This window comes from Ramlibacter alkalitolerans, from assembly GCF_016722765.1.
In the GTDB taxonomy this organism is placed as follows: Bacteria; Pseudomonadota; Gammaproteobacteria; order Burkholderiales; family Burkholderiaceae_C; genus Ramlibacter; species Ramlibacter alkalitolerans.
On sequence record NZ_JAEQND010000002.1, the window covers coordinates 195114 to 214792 of the forward strand.

Consider the following 19679-nt stretch of genomic DNA (forward strand, 5'->3'; position numbering starts at 1 on the left):
CGCGTGACCGGTTTTCCATGCAGACCGGCGCCCGATTTCGTGATGCGGGATAATCGACGGTTTCCCGCAGAACAGAACCATGGCCCAGTACGTCTACTCGATGAATCGCGTCAGCAAGACCGTGCCGCCCAAGCGGCAGATCTTGAAGGACATCTCACTGAGCTTCTTCCCCGGCGCCAAGATCGGCGTGCTGGGTGTGAACGGCTCGGGCAAGTCCACGCTGCTGAAGATCATGGCCGGCATCGACAAGGAGATCGAAGGCGAAGCGATCCCCATGCCCGGCATCAAGATCGGCTACCTGCCCCAGGAGCCCCAGCTCGACCCGGAACAGAGCGTTCGCGACGCCGTCGAAGGTGGCATGAGCGAGGTGATGGACGCCAAGAAGCGGCTGGAGGAAGTCTATGCCGCCTACGCCGAGCCGGACGCCGATTTCGATGCACTCTCCGAGGAGCAGCAGAAGCTCGAAGCGATCATCGCCGCCGCCGGCGCCGAGAGCGACCATGAGCACCAGTTCGAGATCGCCGCCGACGCCCTGCGCCTGCCGCCCTGGGAGGCCGTGATCAAGAACCTGTCCGGCGGCGAGAAGCGCCGCGTGGCCCTGTGCCGCCTGCTGCTGTCCAAGCCGGACATGCTGCTGCTGGACGAACCCACCAACCACCTGGACGCCGAATCGGTGGAATGGCTGGAGCAGTTCCTGGCGCGCTTCCCGGGCACGGTGGTGGGCATCACCCACGACCGCTATTTCCTGGACAACGCCGCCGAATGGATCCTGGAACTGGACCGCGGACGCGGCATTCCGTACAAGGGCAACTACTCCACCTGGCTGGAGCAGAAGGAAGCGCGCCTGGAGCAGGAGCAGCGCACCGAGGACGCCCGCACCAAGGCCATGAAGAAGGAACTGGAGTGGGCGCGCCAGAACCCGAAGGGGCGCCAGGCCAAGAGCAAGGCGCGCCTGGCCCGCTTCGAGGAACTGTCCGACTACGAATACCAGAAGCGCAACGAGACCAACGAGATCTTCATCCCCGTGGGCGAGCGCCTGGGGCACGAGGTGATCGAGTTCGTGAACGTGTCCAAGTCGTTCGGCGACCGCGTGCTGATCGACAACCTGAGCTTCAAGGTGCCGGCGGGCGCCATCGTCGGCATCATCGGCCCCAACGGCGCCGGCAAGTCCACGCTGTTCAAGATGATCGCCGGCAAGGAGAAGCCGGACGCGGGCGAGGTGAAGATCGGCAAGACCGTGCAGATGGCCTTCGTCGACCAGCACCGCGACGAGCTGGCGAACGACAAGACCGTGTGGGAGGACGTCTCCGGCGGCCTCGACATGATCAACATCGGCAAGTTCCAGATGGCCAGCCGCGCCTATTGCGGCCGCTTCAACTTCAACGGCGGCGACCAGCAGAAGAAGGTCGGCCTGCTGTCCGGCGGCGAGCGCGGCCGCCTGCACCTGGCCAAGACCCTGCTGCAGGGCGGCAACGTGCTGCTGCTGGACGAGCCCTCGAACGACCTCGACGTCGAAACGCTGCGGGCGCTGGAGGATGCGCTGCTCGAATTCGCCGGCAGCGTGATGGTGATCAGCCACGACCGCTGGTTCCTGGACCGCATCGCCACCCACATCCTGGCGGCCGAAGACGAGGGCAAGTGGGTCTTCTTCGACGGCAACTTCCACGAGTACGAGGCCGACAAGCGCAGGCGCCTGGGCGAGGAAGGTGCAAGACCGCACCGGGTGCGCTATAAAGCCCTGAAGTGACCTTGCGCGGAGCAAGGTCTCCCCGCGGAGGCGGGGAACCAGACCAGTCCTGAGGAGGGGCTGCCGCGATGTCGGGCTCACCGCAGCCGCACTACCAGACGCTCTACCGGGCCTGCATCAAGGACACCGCCAGCCAGGGGGCGGAGCTGATGCGCTCCACCCTCGCCCGCGCGCTGCACGCATTGCCCCAGGCCGCGGCCGGCCTCGAGGACGTGGTGGAGCGCGGATTGCTGCAGGACGCGGTGGAGGTCCTGCGCGAGCGGCAGCAGACCCTCATCGACGCCTTTCCGCAGGCACTGCTCACCGAGTTCGCGCACGCGATCGCCGGCGACCGCGGCTCCTGGCTCAGCTTCGAATCGCTGGCCCTCCTGGGCGACGAGCAGATGCAGGACAACGCGGACCTGGTGCGGGCCTGCGGTGCCCTGGAAGAAGCGGTGCGGCCGGAACTGCTGGAGCTGGAGAACACGCTGGTCTCGGCGCAGCTCACGCCGGAGGGCGCCGCGCAGCGCCATCCGCTGCGGCCCGAGGTGTACGTGCGCAGCGTCCATCGGCTGGCGCGCCACAGCCCCGTCTCGCCGGCCGTGCGACGGCGCTGGGTGCGCCACCTGCCGCTGCTGATGGCGCCGGAGCTGGCGCGCACCTATGCCGCGATGGCGCAGCGCCTGCGGCCGCAGGATGCGGCCAGCACGCCGCAGCCGCCGGCGCGGCAGGAGGACGTGGACCGCGCCACGCAGCTCACCATCCGCGAGCTGCGCAAGCTCATGGAAGGCGACCCCGCCGACGGCGCTGCCCGCGCCAGGCGCGCCGGCGCCGTCTTCGCGGAAACCGAGTTCTCGCAGACGGTTCCCGCGGCGCTGCAGATGGTGCAGGACATGCGCAAGGTGGACCAGTTGGTGCTGCAGTTGCGGCAGCGGCAGGCCGCCATGCCCGGCACGGAGCGCGACAGCCTCGAAGCCTTCCGCGAGGCGCTGCGCCGGGAGGCGAAGCAGCCCGCGCAGGCCCTCGGGCTCGAGGTCGTGCACCTCATGATCGCCAACCTGGCGGCCGATCCGCGCCTGCTGCCGCCAGTGCGCGCGCTGGTGCGCGAGATCGAGCCGCCGCTGCTGCGCCTGGCGCTCGCCGACCCGCGCTTCTTCAGCGACCGCTCGCATCCCGCCCGCCGGCTGCTGCAGGAGATCACGCAGCACAGCCTCGCGTGGAGCTCACCCCAGGAGCCCGGCTTCCCCGCCTTCATGGACTCCCTGCAGCAAGCCACCGACGCCCTGCTGGACGCCCGCGCCAACGGTCCGGAGGCCTTCGAGATCGCGCTGCTGGCGCTGCAGGATGCCTGGGACGAAGCGCAGCCCCGCGGTCGCCGCAACCGCGAACGCGCGGTGCGCGCGCTGATCCGCGCCGAGCAGCGCAACCTGCTGGCCGAGCGCGTGGGCCGCGAGCTCCTGAAGCGGCGCGAAGCGCTCGGTGCGCCCGCGGAGGCCCTGGCCTTCCTCACCGGGCCCTGGGCCCACGTGCTGGCGCAGGCGCGCCTGACGGACCTGGCGGCGCAGGAGGATCCCGGCGGCTATGGCTGGGTCGCGACCACGGTGCTGTGGAGCGTGCAGGCATCGCTCGCCGGCCACGTCGCCAACCAGCAGGTGCAGATGGTGCAGCGGATCCGGCAGGGGCTGGCGAGCATCGACTACCTGCCGGCGGACACGCAGCGGTGGCTGCATCTGCTGGCGGCGCTGCGCGACCTCGCGCTTTCCGCAACGCCGGCCAGCGCGGAGCGCATCGCCCGGGAGCGCGGCCCAGAGCGCGTCAGCACCTGGCTGGCGCCGCTGGAGATGCACGAATCCGGCTATGTTCCCGATACGCCGATGCCGCTGGCCGCGGGCAACACGCCCGAGCCCGATACCTTGCCGGTGCAGGATCTTGCGGTGGGCTCGTACGTCGACCTGCTCGCGGGCGGCTGGGAGCGCTGGCAGCTCACCTGGGCCAGCCCGCACGGACTGCTGTTCATGTTCACCAATGCCGCCGGCGCGACGCGTTCCATGACGCGGCGCAAGCTCGATCAGATGCTCTCCCAAGGCGCGGTGCGGCTGGTCTCGGCCCATCCCGTGGTGGACGGAGCGCTGGATGCGGTGGCCAGGGCCGCGTGGCGCAACAGCCTCTGAATGACGGAATGACTGCGCCGCTGGCGCGGCGGCAATGACACCTCGCCGCGGCGCGGCTCGATGACAAGGGGCTGCAGGCCGTCTGGGGCTTGTCATTTCGTCATCGACGCCGCGCGAGCGGCGAAGTCATGCGCGCCGAAGGCGGCGCGTCATGCCTGCCAGACGCCGTAGCCCTTTTCGCGCAGGGCGATCCCGAGCTCCACTTCCATCTCGCAGGCGGCGCGGTACGGCATCGGGTTGAACACCTCGTACAGCTGCGGCAGCAGCCTGAGCCCGTGCTCGCGCACGAAGGCATTGGCCTGGATCCCCGCCTTGTGCCGGTCGAAGCGAACGTCCGGGTCGAGCCCCGTCATGCCGACGTACACGAACGGCATGCCCAGCACGTAGTCCGGATTGCAGCGGCGAAAGCGCGCGTTGTTCCACACCGTGTCATCGAGCTGCACCACGTAGACGTGGTAGTGCTGCTCGCTGCGCCGGTTCACGGCCGGGAGGTTTCCGCCATGCGCCAGCCGCCCTCCACGCGCACTTCGCTGCGCAGCGAGTTGGCGATGTAGCAGCGCTCGTGCGCCACCTCGTGCAGCTTGTGCACGGCGGCATCGTCGGGCGTGCGCGGGCCGCAGAAGGTGACCTGCGGATGCAGCACGATCGCCAGGATGCCCTGGCGGCCGAAGCCGATCGGCCCCAGCTGCGCCTCGGCGGCATCGCTGTAGCGGTCGACGACGAAGCCCTGTTCGGCGGCCAGCGAGAGGAACCACAGCATGTGGCAGCTCGAAGCCGCCGCCGCCAAGGCCTCCTCCGGATCGACCGCCTGCGGATCCGACCAGGGCACCCGCACGGAATGCGGCGAGCTCGAAGCGCGCACCACCGCGCCACCGTCGAAGCGCCACTCGTGCGCACGCGGGTAGCGGCCGTCCGTGAACGGCGCATCGCCGCGGGACCATTCCACGACACACCCGTAGCTGGACATCGCGATTCCTTTCAGGCGGGGGGAAGGGCGGCCAGCGCGCTGCGCTCCGTCTCGGCCAGGTGCGCCTGCAGCACCTTGAGCGCGGCCTTCGCGTCGCGACGGCGCAGCGCGCGCAGCAGGGCGTGGTGCTCCTCGTGCCAGCCCTGCGCGCGCGTGCCGGGCTTCATGCGGGCGTAGTAGTAGCGATCGACCTGGAAGCGCAGGCGCCGCACGATCGCCATCGATTCGCTGCGCTGCGCCGGCGCATAGAGCGCTTCGTGGAATTCACGGTCGCCGACGATCCAGTCGGCGACGGCACTGGCCTTGTCCAGCGCCGCCTGGATCGTCTCGACCCGGTTGATGCTGGCCGTCGTGTGCAGCGGCACGGCATCGGCCAGCACGTCGCTTTCGATGATCTGGCGCAGCCGGAACAGTTCGCGCAGTTCGGCAGCGCTCACCGTGCGAACGTACATGCCCTTGTTGGGAACCATGCGCAGCAGGCCCTCGGCCTGCAGTTGGAACAGCGCCTCGCGCACCGGCACCCGGCTGACGCCAAGCTCGGCAGCAATCTCCTCCTGGCGCAGCGGCTCCCCCGACGCCCAGCGCCCCTGGTCCAGGGACTGCCTCAGCAGGCCGGTAACGGCCGACGAGGTGGTGAGCGCAATGGAAGAGGCTGGCATGGCTCAGGTTTATACATGTATACAATTTCGGCTACAAGAAAAGCGAGGTGTGAATACAACACCGACGCCGTGCTGCGCGTTTGCATGCTTTGGGCTGCGCGAAATATCGGCCTTGCATCGCCTGCGAGCGCATTGGCTGAGCCATGCCCCAAGCATCACTGCAGCACCCGTCGAGGGCCCTCAACGCAAGAGTTTTTCACGAATTTGGCCCCTGTAGGACGACATCCCGCCGATCCCCGAACTTTCGCCGACACGACCCGTCTGTAAGTCTTGTTTGCAACTTTCGAGCAGGGGACCAGCGAATGAAAGAGCGTGTTACTTCGGGTGTGTCTTCGGTGTTGATGCTCGCGGGCCTGGTGAGCGTCGCGCTCACGAGCTCGATCGGTAGCGTGCCCGCCCCGGTTTCCGACACGCTGGCCCAGCGCTTGCAGACCGGCAAGGTCGCCGTGGAGGCCCCTGCCGCGGTTCCGGCCCCGGCGGTGCAGGTCGCGGCCGCTGCGGCGCCTGCCACCCCGTTCAACACCCTCAAGGTCGACACCAGCTACTACGACCAGCTGCGTTCCAAGCTCACGTGGCTCCCGGTCCGCTACGCCGGCAACGTCCTGAAGACGCCGGACGTGCCCTCGCGCCTGCTGCTGGCCAAGTCCGCCGCGCAGCGTGCGGGCCTGTCGGAAGTGGGGCTGAGCTACCGCGACGTGTACGGCATCATCAACGCCGAAACGTCGTGGATCCCGCGCATGGGCGCCAGCAAGGACGGCACGCCCAACCTGGGCATCGCGCAGTTCGAGCCCGCCACCGCCAAGGCCGTGGGCCTGACGGACCCCACGGACCCCGTGCAGGCCGTGCATGCGCTGGCCGTGCACCTGAAGGACGCCGCCAAGTGGAGCGCCAAGCGCCTGGACGGCCTGAAGCTGTCGCCGACGCAGTACGCGCTGAAGCTGCGCGAAGGCGTCTCGATCTACTACAACCTGTCGTCCAAGGGCCGCGCCGCCTGGAACGGCCTGAACACCAAGAAGCTGCCGATCGAAACGCGCCGCCACATCGCCAACGCCCGCATCGGCGCCCGCGAGGCGGCGGAACTCGAAGCACAGCTGGCGGAACTGCGTGGCCGCATGAAGGGCACGGGCATGATGACCGCGTCGTACGGCGCGGGTAACTGAGCCTCCGCCGCTCCCCAGAAAGCCGGCCTTGTTGCCGGCTTTCTTGCGTCTGGCCGTGCGGGCGGTGATGTTGCCGTCGGATGAGGTCGCTGCGGAAGCAGCGGGCGAAAGCGAAGCGGAAGAGGGGTGCCATCGCAAGCGATTGGGTTGCGGTGCCGCGCTGCGCTCGTTGCCCCCGGGTCCGGCACAGGACGGCTTTGTCCGCCTCACTCCATGTCCCCCGGCGCGGTTGAGAGCACGGGCCCTGGCTGAAGCCGCGCCCGCGCCTCCTCCTTGACTTCCGGAGTCGGACAAAGCCGTCCTGCGCCTGCGGCCTTGCAGGGTGGAGCAGCCGTTCCTCCGATCAGCTCAGGAGCGCAGCGCTACGACGCGGGAGTGCTCCTCGGGGACCGGCGGTGCGTGCACCACGCGCCGGATAGGAGGCGACGCGACTCCCCGGTCCGCCTTCCCGCAGCAAGAGTCGAACACTTCGCTAACTTGCTGCCGCCGCCGGCCCCTGCAGTGCCTTGCGCCGCACCACGTCGATGTTGTTGCGCAGCGCGTAGAGCTCGTCGACGTAGGACAGCGGCACGGTGATGCGGCCGACGCGGTCGTCCAGGGCGTCGAGTTCGCGCACCACCTCCACGGCCTTCTGCGGCTCCGCGTACAGCCGGTTCTCGATGTCGCGCAGCTGCGCGTACCAGCGGAAGACGCGCGAGCGGATGCGGAACTGGTACAGGGGCGGGACGATGCGCGAGAGCGGCAGCAGCACCGCCAGGATGATGCCCAGGGCCAGCCACATGCGCTCGATGAGGTTGGCCAGCCAGAAGGGCAGCCATCGCTGCAGGAAGGGCTGGCCGCCGCGGATGGTGCGCTCGGCCTCGCGCGACACCGGGTACTCGGTGCGCTCGGTGTTGGGGAAGCTGCCGGCGCGGTTGAACCAGCCGGCGGGGCCGTGCAGGTCGCGCGCGGCCTGCGCGAACAGCTGCAGCAGCGCGGGATGCGTCGCCTCGCGGGCCAGCAGCGAGGTGGTCGTGGCGACCAGCCGCACGTCCTGCGGCGGCACGTCCTTGGCGAGATCGACGATGCCGCGCGGCAGCACCACCGGGCTCAGGAACGGCAGGCGGCGCGAATAGGCATCGCTCTGCGTGAAGTCCATGAGCTTGACGCCGGGCGTCTGCAACAGCATCTGCACCATCTGCGACTCGGGTGCGGAGGCGAAGACGATCGCGTCCAGCTCGCCGGCCAGGAAGGCGACGGCGGCCGAGGTCTGGTCCAGGCGCGTGACCTTCATGTGCGCCGGATCCATGCCGTTGGCTTCGAACAGCCGGCGCATGACGCCGGGCGCGCCGCTGCCGCGGGCGCCGATGTTCACCCGCAGGTCCTGCAGCTGCGTGAGCGAGCCGAGCGCGCGCCCCGGTGCCTTCCTGGCCGCGTCTTCGCGGTAGAACAGCCAGATCGGCTCCACGAACAGGCTGCCGAGCGACACGATGCCGCTTTCCTCGTTCGCGTTGCGCTCGCTGCTGCCGCCCTGCACGAAGCCGAGGTCCGCCTTGCCGGCGCGCAGGAGGCGCAGGTTGGCCGGCGAGCCCTCCGTCGGCACGAGCACCACTTCGATCCCGTAAGCGGCGAGCGCCTTCTGGTAGCGCTTGCCGAACTGGTCGTAGGCGCTCTGCGCCGGCCCGGTGGCGAGCGTGACCTTCTTCGGCGGGTTCGGGTCGAGCCACCAGTAGGCCAGCACCAGCAGGCCGATGGCCACCAAGGCGATCGGCCCGGCGGAGATGAGCAGGTCGCGGATGGAGACCAGCGTGTAGCGCAAGACCCGCACCGCCTTCATGCGCGTTCGCCGCAGGCCGGCAGCTGCAGTCCGTCGACGGTGATGCCGCGTGCGGCCCGCACCGCCCGCACGACGGCCAGGGCACAGGCCTCCGCGGCCATGGTGGCGAGCGCCAGCAGGCCGGGGCTGCGGCCGCTCTCGCCGGTGCCCAGCGCGAAGAGCGTATCGCCGTCGAACATCGTGTGCGCCGGATTGATGGTGCGGGCGAGGCCGTCGTGGCCGACGCTGGCCAGGCGCGCGGCCTGTGCCTTGGTGATCACCGCATCGGTGGCGATGACGCCGATGGTGGTGTTGGTGCCGGCCATCACCGAGCGCGCCACTTCGCCGCGCAGCAAGGCGCGCCGCGCGTCGAGCAGGTGCAGGCCGTCGGCGCTGCGTGCGCCGGCGAGCACGGCCCCCGTGTCCGGATCGATCACGTCGCCGAGCGCGTTGCACGCGACGATCGCGCCGACGGTCACGCCATCGACCGTGATGGAAGCGGTGCCGATGCCGCCCTTCATCGCGCGCTGCAGGCCGAACACCTTGCCCACCGTGGCGCCCGCGCCGGCGCCGACGTTGCCTTCCTGCGGCGCCTGGCGCGATGCGGCCTGGCAGGCGGCGTAGCCGGCCGCCGCATCGGGGCGGATGCGGTGGTCGCCGACGGGCAGGTCGAACAGCACGGCGGCGGGCACGAGGGGCACGCGCGCGGGACCGACTTCGAGGCCGATGCCTTGCTCGTCGAGCCAGCGCATGACGCCGCCGGCGGCGTCCAGGCCCCAGGCGCTGCCGCCCGAGAGCAGCACCGCGTGCACGCGCTCCACCGTGTGGGCGGGGTGCAGCAGGTCGGTCTCGCGCGTGCCCGGGGCGGCGCCGCGCACGTCGACGCCGGCCACCGCGCTGCCGCGTGCGAGCACCACGGTACAGCCGGTGGGCCGGCGCGCATCGGTGCAGTGGCCGACCTCGATGCCCGCCACGTCCGTGATCGAGGAAATCATGGCGCGATTATGGTCGCCGGCCGCGCGTGCTCGGCAGGGCGCGGCGCTGTCCGTGCAATCGCTGACCCTCCGCCACCGGCAACCGAACTACCATCCGGGGCCATGAGCCCGACACGAACAACTCTACCGGTCATCGCCTACTTCTCGATGGAGATCGCGCTCGAGGAGGGCATTCCCACCTACAGCGGCGGCCTCGGCGTGCTGGCCGGCGACATGATGCGCAGCGCGGCCGACCTCGGCGTGCCGATGGTCGGCGTGACGCTCGCCAGCCGGGCCGGCTACTTCCGCCAGGAGATCCAGGACGGCGCGCAGGTCGAGCGCCCCGAGCACTGGGACCCGGCGCTGCGCTGTCGCCGGCTGCCGTACAAGGTGGTGGTGCGGGTGGGCAGCCGCGATGTGTGGCTGGGCGCGTGGCAGTACGACGTGCCCTCCGCCCGCCGCGCGCCGATGGGCGTGCCGGTGATCCTGCTGGACACCGACCTGCCGGAGAACAACGAGGAAGACCGCACGCTCACGCACTGGCTGTACGGCGGCGACACGACGTACCGCTTGCGCCAGGAAATCGTGCTGGGCGTGGGTGGCGTGCGCATGCTGCGCACGCTGGGCCTGAAGGTGCAGAAGTACCACCTCAACGAAGGCCACTCGGCGCTGCTCACGCTGGAGCTGCTGCGCGAGCTGGGCGCCGCCGAAGCGAGCGGGCCGCTGCTGGAAGAGGCGATCCAGGAGGTGCGGCGCCACTGCGTTTTCACCACCCACACGCCGGTGGAGGCGGGGCACGACCGGTATGCGTATCCGCTCGCCGAGCAATGGCTGGGCGGTCTGGTCGATCCGCGGATCCTGCGTGCGCTGGGCGGGCCGGAGCGCCTGAACATGACGCGGCTGGCGCTGGCCACCTGCGGCTGGGTGAACGGCGTGGCCGGCCGGCATGCGGAGACCTCGCGCGCGCTGTTCCCGGGCTACGAGGTGCACGCCATCACCAACGGCGTGCACGCGCAGCGCTGGACCTCCGAGGCCTTCCAGAACCTGTACGACCGCTACATCCCGCAGTGGGTGCACGAGCCCGAGCTGCTGGTGCGCGCGCTGCGCATCCCGCAGGAGGAGATCGCGGCGGCCCACCACCAGGCCAAGAAGGCGCTGCTCGACTCGGTGGCCGAACAGGAGGGCGGAGCGCGCCTCGATCCGTCGCGCTTCACCGTCGGCTTCGCGCGCCGCATGACGGACTACAAGCGGCCGGGCCTGCTGTTCTCGGACCTGGAGCGCCTGCGCGCGATCGCGCGGCGCTTCCCGTTCCAGGTGCTGGTGGCCGGCAAGGCGCACCCGCACGACCAGCCCGGGCACCGGCACATCGAGCAACTGCACCTGTGGGCCCGCGAGCTGGCCGGCACGATCCCGGTGGTGTTCGTGCCCGACTACCGCCTCGAAATCGCGCGGCGCATGGTCGCGGGCGTGGACCTGTGGCTCAACACGCCGCAACCGCCGCTGGAAGCCTCGGGCACCAGCGGCATGAAGGCGGCGCTCAACGGGGTCCCCAGCCTCAGCGTGCTGGATGGCTGGTGGATCGAAGGCTGGGAAGAAGGCATCACCGGCTGGGCCATAGGCACGGACGGCGGTGACCAGGATGCGCACCGGCATGCGGCTTCGCTGTACGACAAGCTGGAGCAGACCGTGCTGCCGACCTTCTACGACCAGGGCGCGGCCTGGTCGATGATCATGAAGTCGGCCATCGCGCGCAACGGCTCCTACTTCAACAGCCACCGGATGATCCGGCGCTACGCCTCGGAAGCGTACTGGGGCTAGTGCGGCGTTCGACGCCATCGCAAGCGAGTGTGTTGCGGTGCCGCGCTGCGCTCTTTGCCCTCGGGTCCGGCACAGGACGGCTTGGTCCGCCTCGCGGATCTCGCGCATCGCCTTCGCGCAGGTGGCTCGCACCTGCTTGACACGCGTCAAGCCTGCAGGGCGCGGGGCGCGTCAACCTGTCGAGGACCAATGACGCTGCGCTGAATCGATGCACATCACCGGGCGCCTGCTGCGCATCAACCTCGCCCTGTGGGGCCAGTTCCTGTGGTGGACCACGGTGCAGCTCGGCTTGCGCAAGCCCCGCGAGTCGCCTGCGCGCAGGCTGGCCTGCCTGCTGGAGCGCCTCGGCACCACCTTCGTCAAGCTGGGACAGGGCCTGAGCCTGCACCGCGAATTCCTGCCCGACGACTACGTGACCGAGCTGCAACGGCTGCAGGACCATGTCGAGCCCTTCGATGCGGCACTCGCGCGGCGCGAGGTGGAGCGCTCGTTCGGGCCGATAGGCCAGGTGTTCGCTTCCTTCGACGCGCAGCCCTTCGCGGCCGGCTCCATCGCGCAGGTGCACCACGCCACCATGCCGGACGGCCGCGCCGTGGTGGTCAAGATCCGCCGTCCGGGCATCCGGCGCACCATCGAGCAGGACATCCGCATCCTGCGCTGGTTCATCCGCAGCGTGCTGTGGCTGATCCCCCCGGCCCGCCGCCTGCGTCCCCACGACCTGGTGGACGAACTGGCGCGCAACCTGGCGCACGAGATCGACTTGCGCCAGGAGGCGACCAACAACCAGCGCTTCGGCGAGATCTTCCGCGGCTCGCTGGAGATCCGCGTGCCGGCCGTCATCGACAAGCTCTCCACCCACTGGGTGATGGTGCAGGAGATGATTCCCGGGCGCCGCATCGACGACCCGGCGCTCGCGGCGCAAGGCCCGCGGCTGGCCCGCGCCCTGGTCGAGGCCTACCTGTGGATGTTCTTCCACGAGGGCGTGTTCCACGCCGATCCCCATCCGGGCAACCTGATCGTGTGCGAGAACGGGCGCATCTGCCTGCACGACTTCGGCCTCGTCGGCTTCCTGGACCGCGCCACGCGCCTGAACCTGGTCGCCTTCATGCTGGCCTTCGCGCAGCAGGACGCCGACTGGGTGCTCGATGCCTTCCTGGACCTGGGCGTGCTGGCCGGCCACATCGACCGCGAGCACCTGCGCATGGGGCAGGAGGAGATCATCCGCGACTACGCCCGCCGGCCCCTGGGCGAATGGTCCTTCGGCGAGGTGTTCATGCGAGTCACGCGCATGGGCCACGGCCACAGCATGCGCATGCCGCACCACCTGCTGGTGCTGATGCGGGCGATGTTCCTGATGGAAGCGAACGTGCGCCGGCTGGACCCCGAGTTCAACCTGGTGCAGGGCCTGTTCACGCGCGCCGGCGCCGTGATGCGGGACGCCGAAGCGAACAACCCGGTGGTGCCGGTCGACCGCCTCAAGTTCGAATCGCTGCTGCTGGCGCGCCAGGCGCCGCGCAACCTCGGGCGGATGGTGCACGAACTGCGCGAGCTGGCGCAGGGCTGGGAAGCCCGGACCTGGCGCGACGAGCGCGCGCGGGGCCGGGCGGACCCCACGCGCCGGCTCGCCGCCGCCGTGGCGGCGCTGGGCCTCTATCTCGCGTCGACCTGGCTGCTGGTGCAGCACCCCGGCGCCGAGGCCCTGGGGATGCCGCTGCTGCCCACCCTCGGTTTCGCCTTTGCCGGACTGCTCACGTGGTCCAGCGTACGCAAGGAGTGAGCCCGTAGGGCCGGCCCCTTACTTCGCGGCCTCGATGTGGGTGACGACCAGGGCGCCCTTGTCGGACTCGGCGTGGAAGCGCACCTTGTCGCCGGCCTTCAGGCCCTTGAGTTCTTCCGGCTTCGTCGCGCGGAACACCATGGTCATCGGGTCCATGTCGAGGTTGGCGATGCGTTCGTGCTTGATCGTGACCTTGGCGCCGGCCGTGTCGATCTTGCGCACTTCGCCGGCGGTCATGGCGGTGGCGGATGCCGCGGCGGGCTGCTTGGCGGCTTCGCCGGCGGCCCAGGCGCCGGAGATGGCGGCGAGCGACAGCGTGGCGGCCGCCAGGAATTGCAGACGGTTGTTCATCGGGAGTCCCCTCGGATTGCGGTTGTGCGAACTGTAAACGCCGGGCGCGGCGGCGCCGACCCCGGATGGATCCGATTGTCGGGCATCGGTTCCGCGCGGCCTCACGCGGGCCTCATTCGGCGGCGGCCACGGCCGGAACGGTGCGGGCCTGTGCGGCCCGAAGCAACTGCCGGCGCAGTTCCCATTCCTTGACCAGGCCGTAGATCGCCGGAATGACGACCAGCGTGAGCACCGTCGACGAGATCATCCCGCCCACCATCGGTGCGGCGATGCGGCTCATCACCTCGGAGCCCGTGCCGGTGCCCCACAGGATGGGCAGCAGGCCGGCCATGATGGCCACCACCGTCATCATCTTGGGCCGCACGCGTTCCACGGCGCCTTCCATGATCGCTGCGTAGAGATCCGCCACGCGCGGCGTGCGGCCCTCGATCGCGCACGTGCTGCGCACCTCGCCCCAGGCGTGATCGAGGTAGATCAGCATCACGACGCCGGTCTCGGCGGCCACGCCGGCCAGCGCGATGAAACCCACCGCGACCGCCACCGAGAGGTTGTAGCCGAGCGCCCACATCAGCCACACGCCGCCGACCAGGGCGAAGGGCACCGACAGCATCACGATCAGCGTTTCCGTCAGGCGCCGGAAATTCAGGTACAACAGCATGAAGATCGTCAGCAGCGTGACCGGCACCACGATCTTCATCCGCTCCATGGCGCGCTCCATGTACTCGAACTGGCCGCTCCAGGTGGCGTAGTACCCGGGCGGGAACTTCACCTGCTCGCTCACCGCCTTGCGCGCGTCGGCCACGTAGGAGCCGATGTCGCGGTCGCGGATGTCGACGAAGATGTAGGCGGACAGCAGCGCGTTCTCGGTCCGGATGCCGGGCGTGCCGCGCGCCACCTGCACCCGCGCCACCTGCCCCAGCGGGATCATGCTGCGGCCGTCCATGGTGGGCACCAGCACCTCGCGCTCGATGCGCTGCGGCGTGGAGCGCAGGTCGCGCGGATAGCGCACCGTGACGCCATAGCGCTCGCGGCCTTCCACGGTGGTGGTGACCATGTCGCCGCCGAGCGCGGTGCCGATCACCTCCATCAGTTCGCCCACCGCCAGGCCGTAGCGCGCGAGCTGCGCCCGGTCCGGCTCGATGTTCAGGTACGAGCCGCCGGTGATGCGCTCGGCGAAGGCGGAGGTCGTGCCGGGCACCGTCTTCACCACCGCCTCGATCTCCTTGGCCAGCTTCTCCATCTCGGCCAGGTCCTTGCCGAACACCTTGATGCCGATCGGCGTGCGGATGCCGGTGGAGAGCATGTCGAGGCGGGCCTTGATCGGCATGGTCCAGGCGTTGGAGATGCCGGGGAACTGCAGGGCCTTGTCCAGTTCGGCGATCAGCTTGTCGGTCGTCATGCCCGGGCGCCACTCGGATTCCGGCTTGAGGTTGACCACCGTCTCGAACATCTCCACCGGCGCCGGGTCGGTGGCCGTGGCCGCACGGCCGGCCTTGCCGTACACCGAGGCGACCTCGGGGAAGCTCTTGATGATCTTGTCCTGCGTCTGCAGCAGTTCGGCGGCCTTGGTGATCGACATGCCGGGCAGCGAGGAGGGCATGTACAGGAGCGTGCCTTCGTTGAGCGTCGGCATGAACTCGGTGCCCAGGCGCTGCGCCGGATACCACGTCGCCCCCATCACCAGCAGCGCGGCCACGATGGTGAGCTTCTTCCAGCGCATCACGCCGGCGATCACCGGGCGGTAGATCCGGATCAGGAGCCGGTTCACCGGGTTCTTCGCTTCCGGCAGGATGCGGCCGCGGATGAACAGCATCATCAGCACCGGCACCAGCGTGACGGACAGCAGGGCCGCACCCGCCATCGAGAAGGTCTTGGTGAAGGCGAGCGGCGCGAACATCCGCCCTTCCTGCGATTCCAGCGTGAACACCGGCAGGAAGGACACGGTGATGATCAGCAGCGAGAAGAACAGCGCCGGCCCCACCTCCTTGCACGCGTCCAGCATGGCCGTGGCGCGCTGCGCGCCCGTGTGCTGCGCCGGCAGCCGTTCCAGGTGCTTGTGCGCGTTCTCGATCATCACGATCGCCGCATCCACCATGGCGCCGATCGCGATCGCGATCCCGCCCAGGCTCATGAGGTTGGAGTTCATGCCCAGGAGGCGCATCGCGACGAAGGCGATCAGCACGCCGACCGGCAGCATCAGGATGGCCACCAGCGCCGAGCGCACGTGCAGCAGGAACACGATGCACACGGCCGCCACGATCAGGCTTTCCTCCAGCAGCGTGCGCTTGAGCGTGTCGATCGCGCGTAGGATCAGGTCGGAGCGGTCGTAGACCGGCTGGATGGTCACGCCGGCGGGCAGGCCGCTGGAGATCTCGGCGACCTTCTCCTTCAGGTTGCCGATCACCTCCAGCGCGTTGGCGCCATAGCGCGCCATCGCGATGCCGGAGACCGCCTCGCCCTCGCCATTCAGTTCCGCGATGCCGCGGCGCTCGTCCGGCGCGAGTTCCACCCGTGCGATGTCGCGGATCAGCACCGCGGTGCCGCCCTCGGTCTTGACGGCGAGCTGCTCGATGTCGGCCGGACCGCGCAGGTAGCCCTTGCCGCGCACCATGTACTCGGTCTCGGCCATCTCCACCACGCGGCCGCCGACGTCGCGGTTGGAGTCGCGGATCACCTGCGTGACCTTGGACAGCGGAATGCCGTAGCTGCGCAGCTTGGCCGGATCGACCGTGACCTGGTAGGTCTGGACGAAGCCGCCGATCGAGGCGACCTCGGCGACACCGTGCGCCTTCGTCAGCTGGTAGCGGACGAACCAGTCCTGGATGCTGCGCAGCTCGGCCAGCGTGCGGTCCTTGGCCAGCACGACGTACTGGTACACCCAGCCGACGCCGGTGGCATCGGGCCCGAGCTGCGGCGTCACGCCGCGGGGCATGCGGCCCGAGGCGAAGTTCAGGTACTCGAGCACGCGGCTGCGGGCCCAGTAGATGTCGGTGCCATCCTCGAAGATCACGTAGACGAAGGAGGCGCCGAAGAAGGAGAAGCCGCGCACCACCTTCGACTTGGGCACCGCCAGCATCGCGGTGGTGAGCGGATACGTGACCTGGTCCTCCACCACCTGCGGCGCCTGGCCGGGGTATTCCGTGTAGACGATGACCTGCACGTCGGAGAGATCGGGCAGGGCGTCCAGCGGCGTCTTCAGCACCGCGTAGACGCCCGCCACGACCACGAACACCGTGGCGAGCAGCACCAGGAAGGGATTGCGCCCCGACCAGCCGATGATCCTGGACAACATGGCGCGCTCCTAGCGATGCACGTGGCCGGCGGCGGCAGCGGGCGTGATCGCGGTGATCACCCATTCGCCCTTGCCGCGCTCCACGAACTCGAAATCGACCTTCTCGCCGGGCTTCACGCCCCGCAGCAGGCCGTCGTGGGCCAGCTTGAACTCCATCGTCATGGCGGGCCACTTGAGCGTTGCGATCGGGCCGTGCTCGAGGCTGATCGTGCCCGCCCTGGCATCGAAGGCGTCGACGGTGCCCTGGCCCTTGTGGCCGGCCGGCGCGGCGGTGGCGGGGGCAGCGGTGCCCGCGGCTGCCGCCGACGAAGCCGCGCCCAGCGCCGGCGTGCCGTGCCCCTGGTGGCCGCCCAGCGAATGCACGGCGGCCTTGAGGTTGCTCTCGGCATCGATCAGGAAGTTGGCCGCGACCACCACCTGCTCGCCGGCGCGCACGCCTTCCAGCACCTGCACGTAGGCGTCGCCGCGCGCGCCGAGCCGGACCTCGCGCGGATCGAAGCGGCCTTCGCCCACCTGCACCAGCACCACGCTGCGGGTGCCGCTGTCGATCACCGCGGAGTCGGGGACCGTGAGCACCGGACGCGCGTCACCGGCGGCCAGTTCGACCTGCGCGAACATCGCCGGCTTCAGCAGCTGGCCGGGATTGGCCAGCTCGATGCGCACCGGCACCGTGCGGGTCTCCGCCTTCATCGTCGGGTACACGTACGTGACGGTGCCGGGGAAGGTGCGTTCCGGATAGGCGTTGATGCGCACCATGGCGCGCGCGCCGGGCCGCATCGCGGCGATGTCCTGCTCGAAGACATCGGCGATGACCCACACGGCGCCGAGGTCGGTCACCTGGTACAGCATCTCGCCGGGCATGAAGCGCATGCCCTGGACGGCCTTCTTCTCCGTCACGATGCCCGCCACCGGCGAGCGGTAGGTCACGGTGCGGCGGACCTCGCCGCTGCGCGCCAGTGCGTCCACCTGTTCGGCCGGGATGTCCCAGTTGCGCAGGCGCGCCAGGCTGGACTCGGCCAGCTGCTGCATGCCCGCGGCGGCGTCGCTGCCGGCCCCGGACAGCGCGCGCATGCCTTGCACTGCGATCGCGTACTCGCGCTGCGCCGACACCAGCTCGGGGCTGTACACCTCGAACAGCGCCTGGCCGCGCGCCACCGGCTGCCCCGAGGCGTTGACGTGCAGGCGCTCGACGTAGCCCTCGAACTTGGCCGTGACGGTGTACACGCGGCGCTCGTCGGGCTCGACCCGCCCGCTGGCGCGCACCAGGCGCGCGAGGGGCCGCATGGCCGCCGGCTCCACCCGCACGCCGAGCTTCTGGACCTTGTCGGCGCTCATGCGCACCTGGCCCGCGGGTGCCGTGGCGGCCTCCGCGTCCTCTCCCGCGTAGACGGGGATGTAGTCCATGCCCATCGGGTCCTTCTTCGGCGTCGGCGACGTGTCCGGTAGCCCCATCGGGTTGCGGTAATACAGCACCTTGCGTTCCACCGGGCCTTCGGCGGAGGGCGCCGCGGCACGGGCCTGGGCGCTCGCGCCTGCGCCGGCCTGCTGGCGCGCTTCCCACCAGCGGCCGCCGACGACGCCGCCCACGGCCATGGCGAGGACCAGGGGGATGACGATGGTGTTCTTCACAGCGGTTCTCCCAGGGTGCGCTCGATGGCGGCAATGCGCATCTGCTGCTCCACCTGCACCTTCAGCAGGTCGAGCCGCGCCTTGCGGGTCTGGCGTTGCGCCTCGAGCAGGGTGGCGAAGTCCACCTTGCCGTTCTCGTACGCGGCGACGGCCGATTGCAGGACCAGTTCGGATTGCGGCAGTTGCCGCGTGGCGATCAGCACCTCGTTGCGGCGCGCCGCATCGAGGCCCGAAAGCTGTTCCTCCAGGTCGGCCGCCGCCTGGTTGGCTGCCGCCTCGGTGCGGGCGCGGGCGGCCTCCACCATGGCGGCCGCCTCGCCTTCCTGCGCGCGGCGCACCGACTGCTGCAGCGGGATGTTCACTTCCACCATCAGCCCCCAGGTCGTGATGCGCGAGCCCATCTGGCTGGGCGAGACGCCGACGTTCACGTCGGGGTAGCGATTGCGCAGCGCCAGTGCGCGGTTGGCCTGCGCCGCCTGCAGGCGGGCGGCCTCGGTGCGCAGGACGGCATTGCCGGCGTGCATGCGCTCGGTGAGCCGCTGCGGATCGAGCGCCGCGGCGGCCACCGACGGCAGCTCGCGCGGCTGGGCGAGCGCGGCGCCGGGCTGGCGCCCGAGCAGCGCGTTCAGGCGGGCCTGCTGCTGCCGCTTCTCGTCGGCCGCCGCGATCAGCTCACCGCGGATCGTGGTCTGTTCGAGCTGGGCGCGGATCGCATCCTGCTGCGGCGCGAGCCCGCCCGCATAGCGGGTCTGCGCCACCTGCTCCAGTCGCGTGACCAGCTCCAGCAGTTCGCCCGTGATGCGCTCGTTTTGCGCCGCCAGGTAGTACTGCGCGAAGGCGGTGCGCAGCTTCATGACCTGCTCGGCCCAGGTGGCGCTGGCGCGCGCCTGCGCCTGCAGCGCATCGGCGGCGGCGGCCTCGCGCTTCAGGCCGCGCTTGCCGGACCAGGGAATCATCTGCATCAGCGTGTACTTCGTCTCGCCGACCCTGGAAGGCAACAGGTTGAAGCCGGCTTCGTTGCCGAAGTTGTTCACGTTCATCAACTCGACGCGCAGCACGGGGTCGGGCAGGGCGCCGGCGGGCTGGACCCGCTGCGCCGCGGCCTGCGCCTCGTGCTGCATGGCGGCGAGTTCGGGATTGTGCTGGCGCGCGTAGTCCAGCAGCGTCGGCAGGTCGGCGCCGAGGGCGGCCGGCTGGGCCGCCGCCCAGGCGGATGCGGTGAGCAGGATCGCGAGGGTGCTCGCGCGCAGCCACGCGGGACTGCAGGGGGAAGGCATGGGGAACTCCGGAGGCCAGGACGCGGCGAAGCCGCGGGGCGGCACGGCCATGGGGCCACGCCGCGGTGCGTGTGGACACGCAG

14 protein-coding genes are annotated in these 19679 nt (G+C 70.1%); 5 read left to right on the plus strand and 9 right to left on the minus strand.

Annotated features, from left to right (window positions below; genetic code table 11):
- Window positions 1-79: 79 nt before the first annotated feature.
- Window positions 80-1747 (plus strand): energy-dependent translational throttle protein EttA, encoded by a 1668-nt coding sequence (gene ettA / locus JI746_RS03925; RefSeq protein WP_201687487.1) that lies wholly within the window; start codon window positions 80-82, stop codon window positions 1745-1747.
- 68 nt (window positions 1748-1815) lie between these two features.
- Window positions 1816-3897: a DUF1631 family protein gene (locus tag JI746_RS03930; RefSeq protein ID WP_201687488.1), complete on the plus strand. Its 2082-nt coding sequence runs from the start codon at window positions 1816-1818 to the stop codon at window positions 3895-3897.
- A gap of 149 nt (window positions 3898-4046) precedes the next feature.
- Here the strand turns inward: JI746_RS03930 and JI746_RS03935 are convergent, their stop codons facing one another.
- From JI746_RS03935 to JI746_RS03945, 3 genes are read right to left on the minus strand one after another with little or no spacing between them, the layout of a single operon-like run.
- The gene (locus tag JI746_RS03935) at window positions 4047-4379 is read right to left on the minus strand and encodes a hypothetical protein (RefSeq protein WP_201687489.1); all 333 of its coding nucleotides are present in this window, start codon (window positions 4377-4379) and stop codon (window positions 4047-4049) included.
- Window positions 4376-4864: an OsmC family protein gene (locus JI746_RS03940; RefSeq protein ID WP_201687490.1), complete on the minus strand. Its 489-nt coding sequence runs from the start codon at window positions 4862-4864 to the stop codon at window positions 4376-4378. The genes JI746_RS03935 and JI746_RS03940 overlap by 4 nt, the downstream gene beginning before the upstream one ends.
- 11 nt (window positions 4865-4875) lie before the next feature.
- Complete coding sequence (locus JI746_RS03945; RefSeq protein WP_201687491.1) at window positions 4876-5523, minus strand: GntR family transcriptional regulator; 648 nt, start codon at window positions 5521-5523, stop codon at window positions 4876-4878.
- A gap of 302 nt (window positions 5524-5825) precedes the next feature.
- On the opposite strand from JI746_RS03945, the gene JI746_RS03950 reads away from it, so the two are divergent.
- A complete protein-coding gene (locus JI746_RS03950) occupies window positions 5826-6683 on the plus strand; it encodes a lysozyme family protein (RefSeq protein WP_201687492.1) in 858 nt (285 codons plus the stop codon).
- A gap of 472 nt (window positions 6684-7155) precedes the next feature.
- Here JI746_RS03950 and JI746_RS03955 read toward each other — a convergent pair whose 3' ends face one another.
- Window positions 7156-8499 carry a TAXI family TRAP transporter solute-binding subunit gene (locus JI746_RS03955; RefSeq protein WP_201687493.1) on the minus strand — a complete coding sequence of 448 codons (1344 nt, stop codon included), beginning with the start codon at window positions 8497-8499 and terminating at the stop codon, window positions 7156-7158.
- Entirely contained in the window at window positions 8496-9473 is a 978-nt protein-coding gene (locus JI746_RS03960; RefSeq protein ID WP_201687494.1) for a P1 family peptidase, read from the minus strand. Before JI746_RS03960 ends, JI746_RS03955 begins: the two co-directional genes overlap by 4 nt.
- Before the next feature lie 102 nt (window positions 9474-9575).
- Between JI746_RS03960 and glgP the strand changes: the two genes are divergently transcribed.
- Both glgP and JI746_RS03970 read left to right on the plus strand, forming a co-directional pair.
- On the plus strand, window positions 9576-11270 hold the full coding sequence (glgP, locus tag JI746_RS03965) for an alpha-glucan family phosphorylase (protein WP_201687495.1): 1695 nt from the start codon (window positions 9576-9578) through the stop codon (window positions 11268-11270).
- A gap of 208 nt (window positions 11271-11478) precedes the next feature.
- Window positions 11479-13047: an ABC1 kinase family protein gene (locus JI746_RS03970; RefSeq protein WP_201687496.1), complete on the plus strand. Its 1569-nt coding sequence runs from the start codon at window positions 11479-11481 to the stop codon at window positions 13045-13047.
- An 18-nt stretch (window positions 13048-13065) separates the two neighbouring features.
- Here JI746_RS03970 and JI746_RS03975 read toward each other — a convergent pair whose 3' ends face one another.
- The 4 genes from JI746_RS03975 to JI746_RS03990 all read right to left on the minus strand — a co-directional run bounded on the left by JI746_RS03975 (window position 13066) and on the right by JI746_RS03990 (window position 19596).
- Complete coding sequence (locus JI746_RS03975; RefSeq protein WP_201687497.1) at window positions 13066-13398, minus strand: copper-binding protein; 333 nt, start codon at window positions 13396-13398, stop codon at window positions 13066-13068.
- A gap of 112 nt (window positions 13399-13510) precedes the next feature.
- Window positions 13511-16690 carry an efflux RND transporter permease subunit gene (locus JI746_RS03980; protein ID WP_201687498.1) on the minus strand — a complete coding sequence of 1060 codons (3180 nt, stop codon included), beginning with the start codon at window positions 16688-16690 and terminating at the stop codon, window positions 13511-13513.
- A gap of 9 nt (window positions 16691-16699) precedes the next feature.
- Window positions 16700-18319 carry an efflux RND transporter periplasmic adaptor subunit gene (locus JI746_RS03985; RefSeq protein WP_330892937.1) on the minus strand — a complete coding sequence of 540 codons (1620 nt, stop codon included), beginning with the start codon at window positions 18317-18319 and terminating at the stop codon, window positions 16700-16702.
- A complete protein-coding gene (locus JI746_RS03990) occupies window positions 18316-19596 on the minus strand; it encodes a TolC family protein (protein WP_201687499.1) in 1281 nt (426 codons plus the stop codon). The genes JI746_RS03985 and JI746_RS03990 overlap by 4 nt, the downstream gene beginning before the upstream one ends.
- Window positions 19597-19679: the final 83 nt, after the last annotated feature.

Coding starts and splice junctions, on each gene's coding strand:
- ettA (WP_201687487.1), top strand. CDS start 80: ATGGCCCAGTACGTCTACTCGATGAATCGCGTCAGCAAGACCGTGCCG.
- JI746_RS03930 (WP_201687488.1), top strand. CDS start 1,816: ATGTCGGGCTCACCGCAGCCGCACTACCAGACGCTCTACCGGGCCTGC.
- JI746_RS03940 (WP_201687490.1), bottom strand. CDS start 4,864: ATGTCCAGCTACGGGTGTGTCGTGGAATGGTCCCGCGGCGATGCGCCG.
- JI746_RS03945 (WP_201687491.1), bottom strand. CDS start 5,523: ATGCCAGCCTCTTCCATTGCGCTCACCACCTCGTCGGCCGTTACCGGC.
- JI746_RS03950 (WP_201687492.1), top strand. CDS start 5,826: ATGAAAGAGCGTGTTACTTCGGGTGTGTCTTCGGTGTTGATGCTCGCG.
- JI746_RS03955 (WP_201687493.1), bottom strand. CDS start 8,499: ATGAAGGCGGTGCGGGTCTTGCGCTACACGCTGGTCTCCATCCGCGAC.
- JI746_RS03960 (WP_201687494.1), bottom strand. CDS start 9,473: ATGATTTCCTCGATCACGGACGTGGCGGGCATCGAGGTCGGCCACTGC.
- glgP (WP_201687495.1), top strand. CDS start 9,576: ATGAGCCCGACACGAACAACTCTACCGGTCATCGCCTACTTCTCGATG.
- JI746_RS03970 (WP_201687496.1), top strand. CDS start 11,479: ATGCACATCACCGGGCGCCTGCTGCGCATCAACCTCGCCCTGTGGGGC.
- JI746_RS03975 (WP_201687497.1), bottom strand. CDS start 13,398: ATGAACAACCGTCTGCAATTCCTGGCGGCCGCCACGCTGTCGCTCGCC.
- JI746_RS03980 (WP_201687498.1), bottom strand. CDS start 16,690: ATGTTGTCCAGGATCATCGGCTGGTCGGGGCGCAATCCCTTCCTGGTG.
- JI746_RS03990 (WP_201687499.1), bottom strand. CDS start 19,596: ATGCCTTCCCCCTGCAGTCCCGCGTGGCTGCGCGCGAGCACCCTCGCG.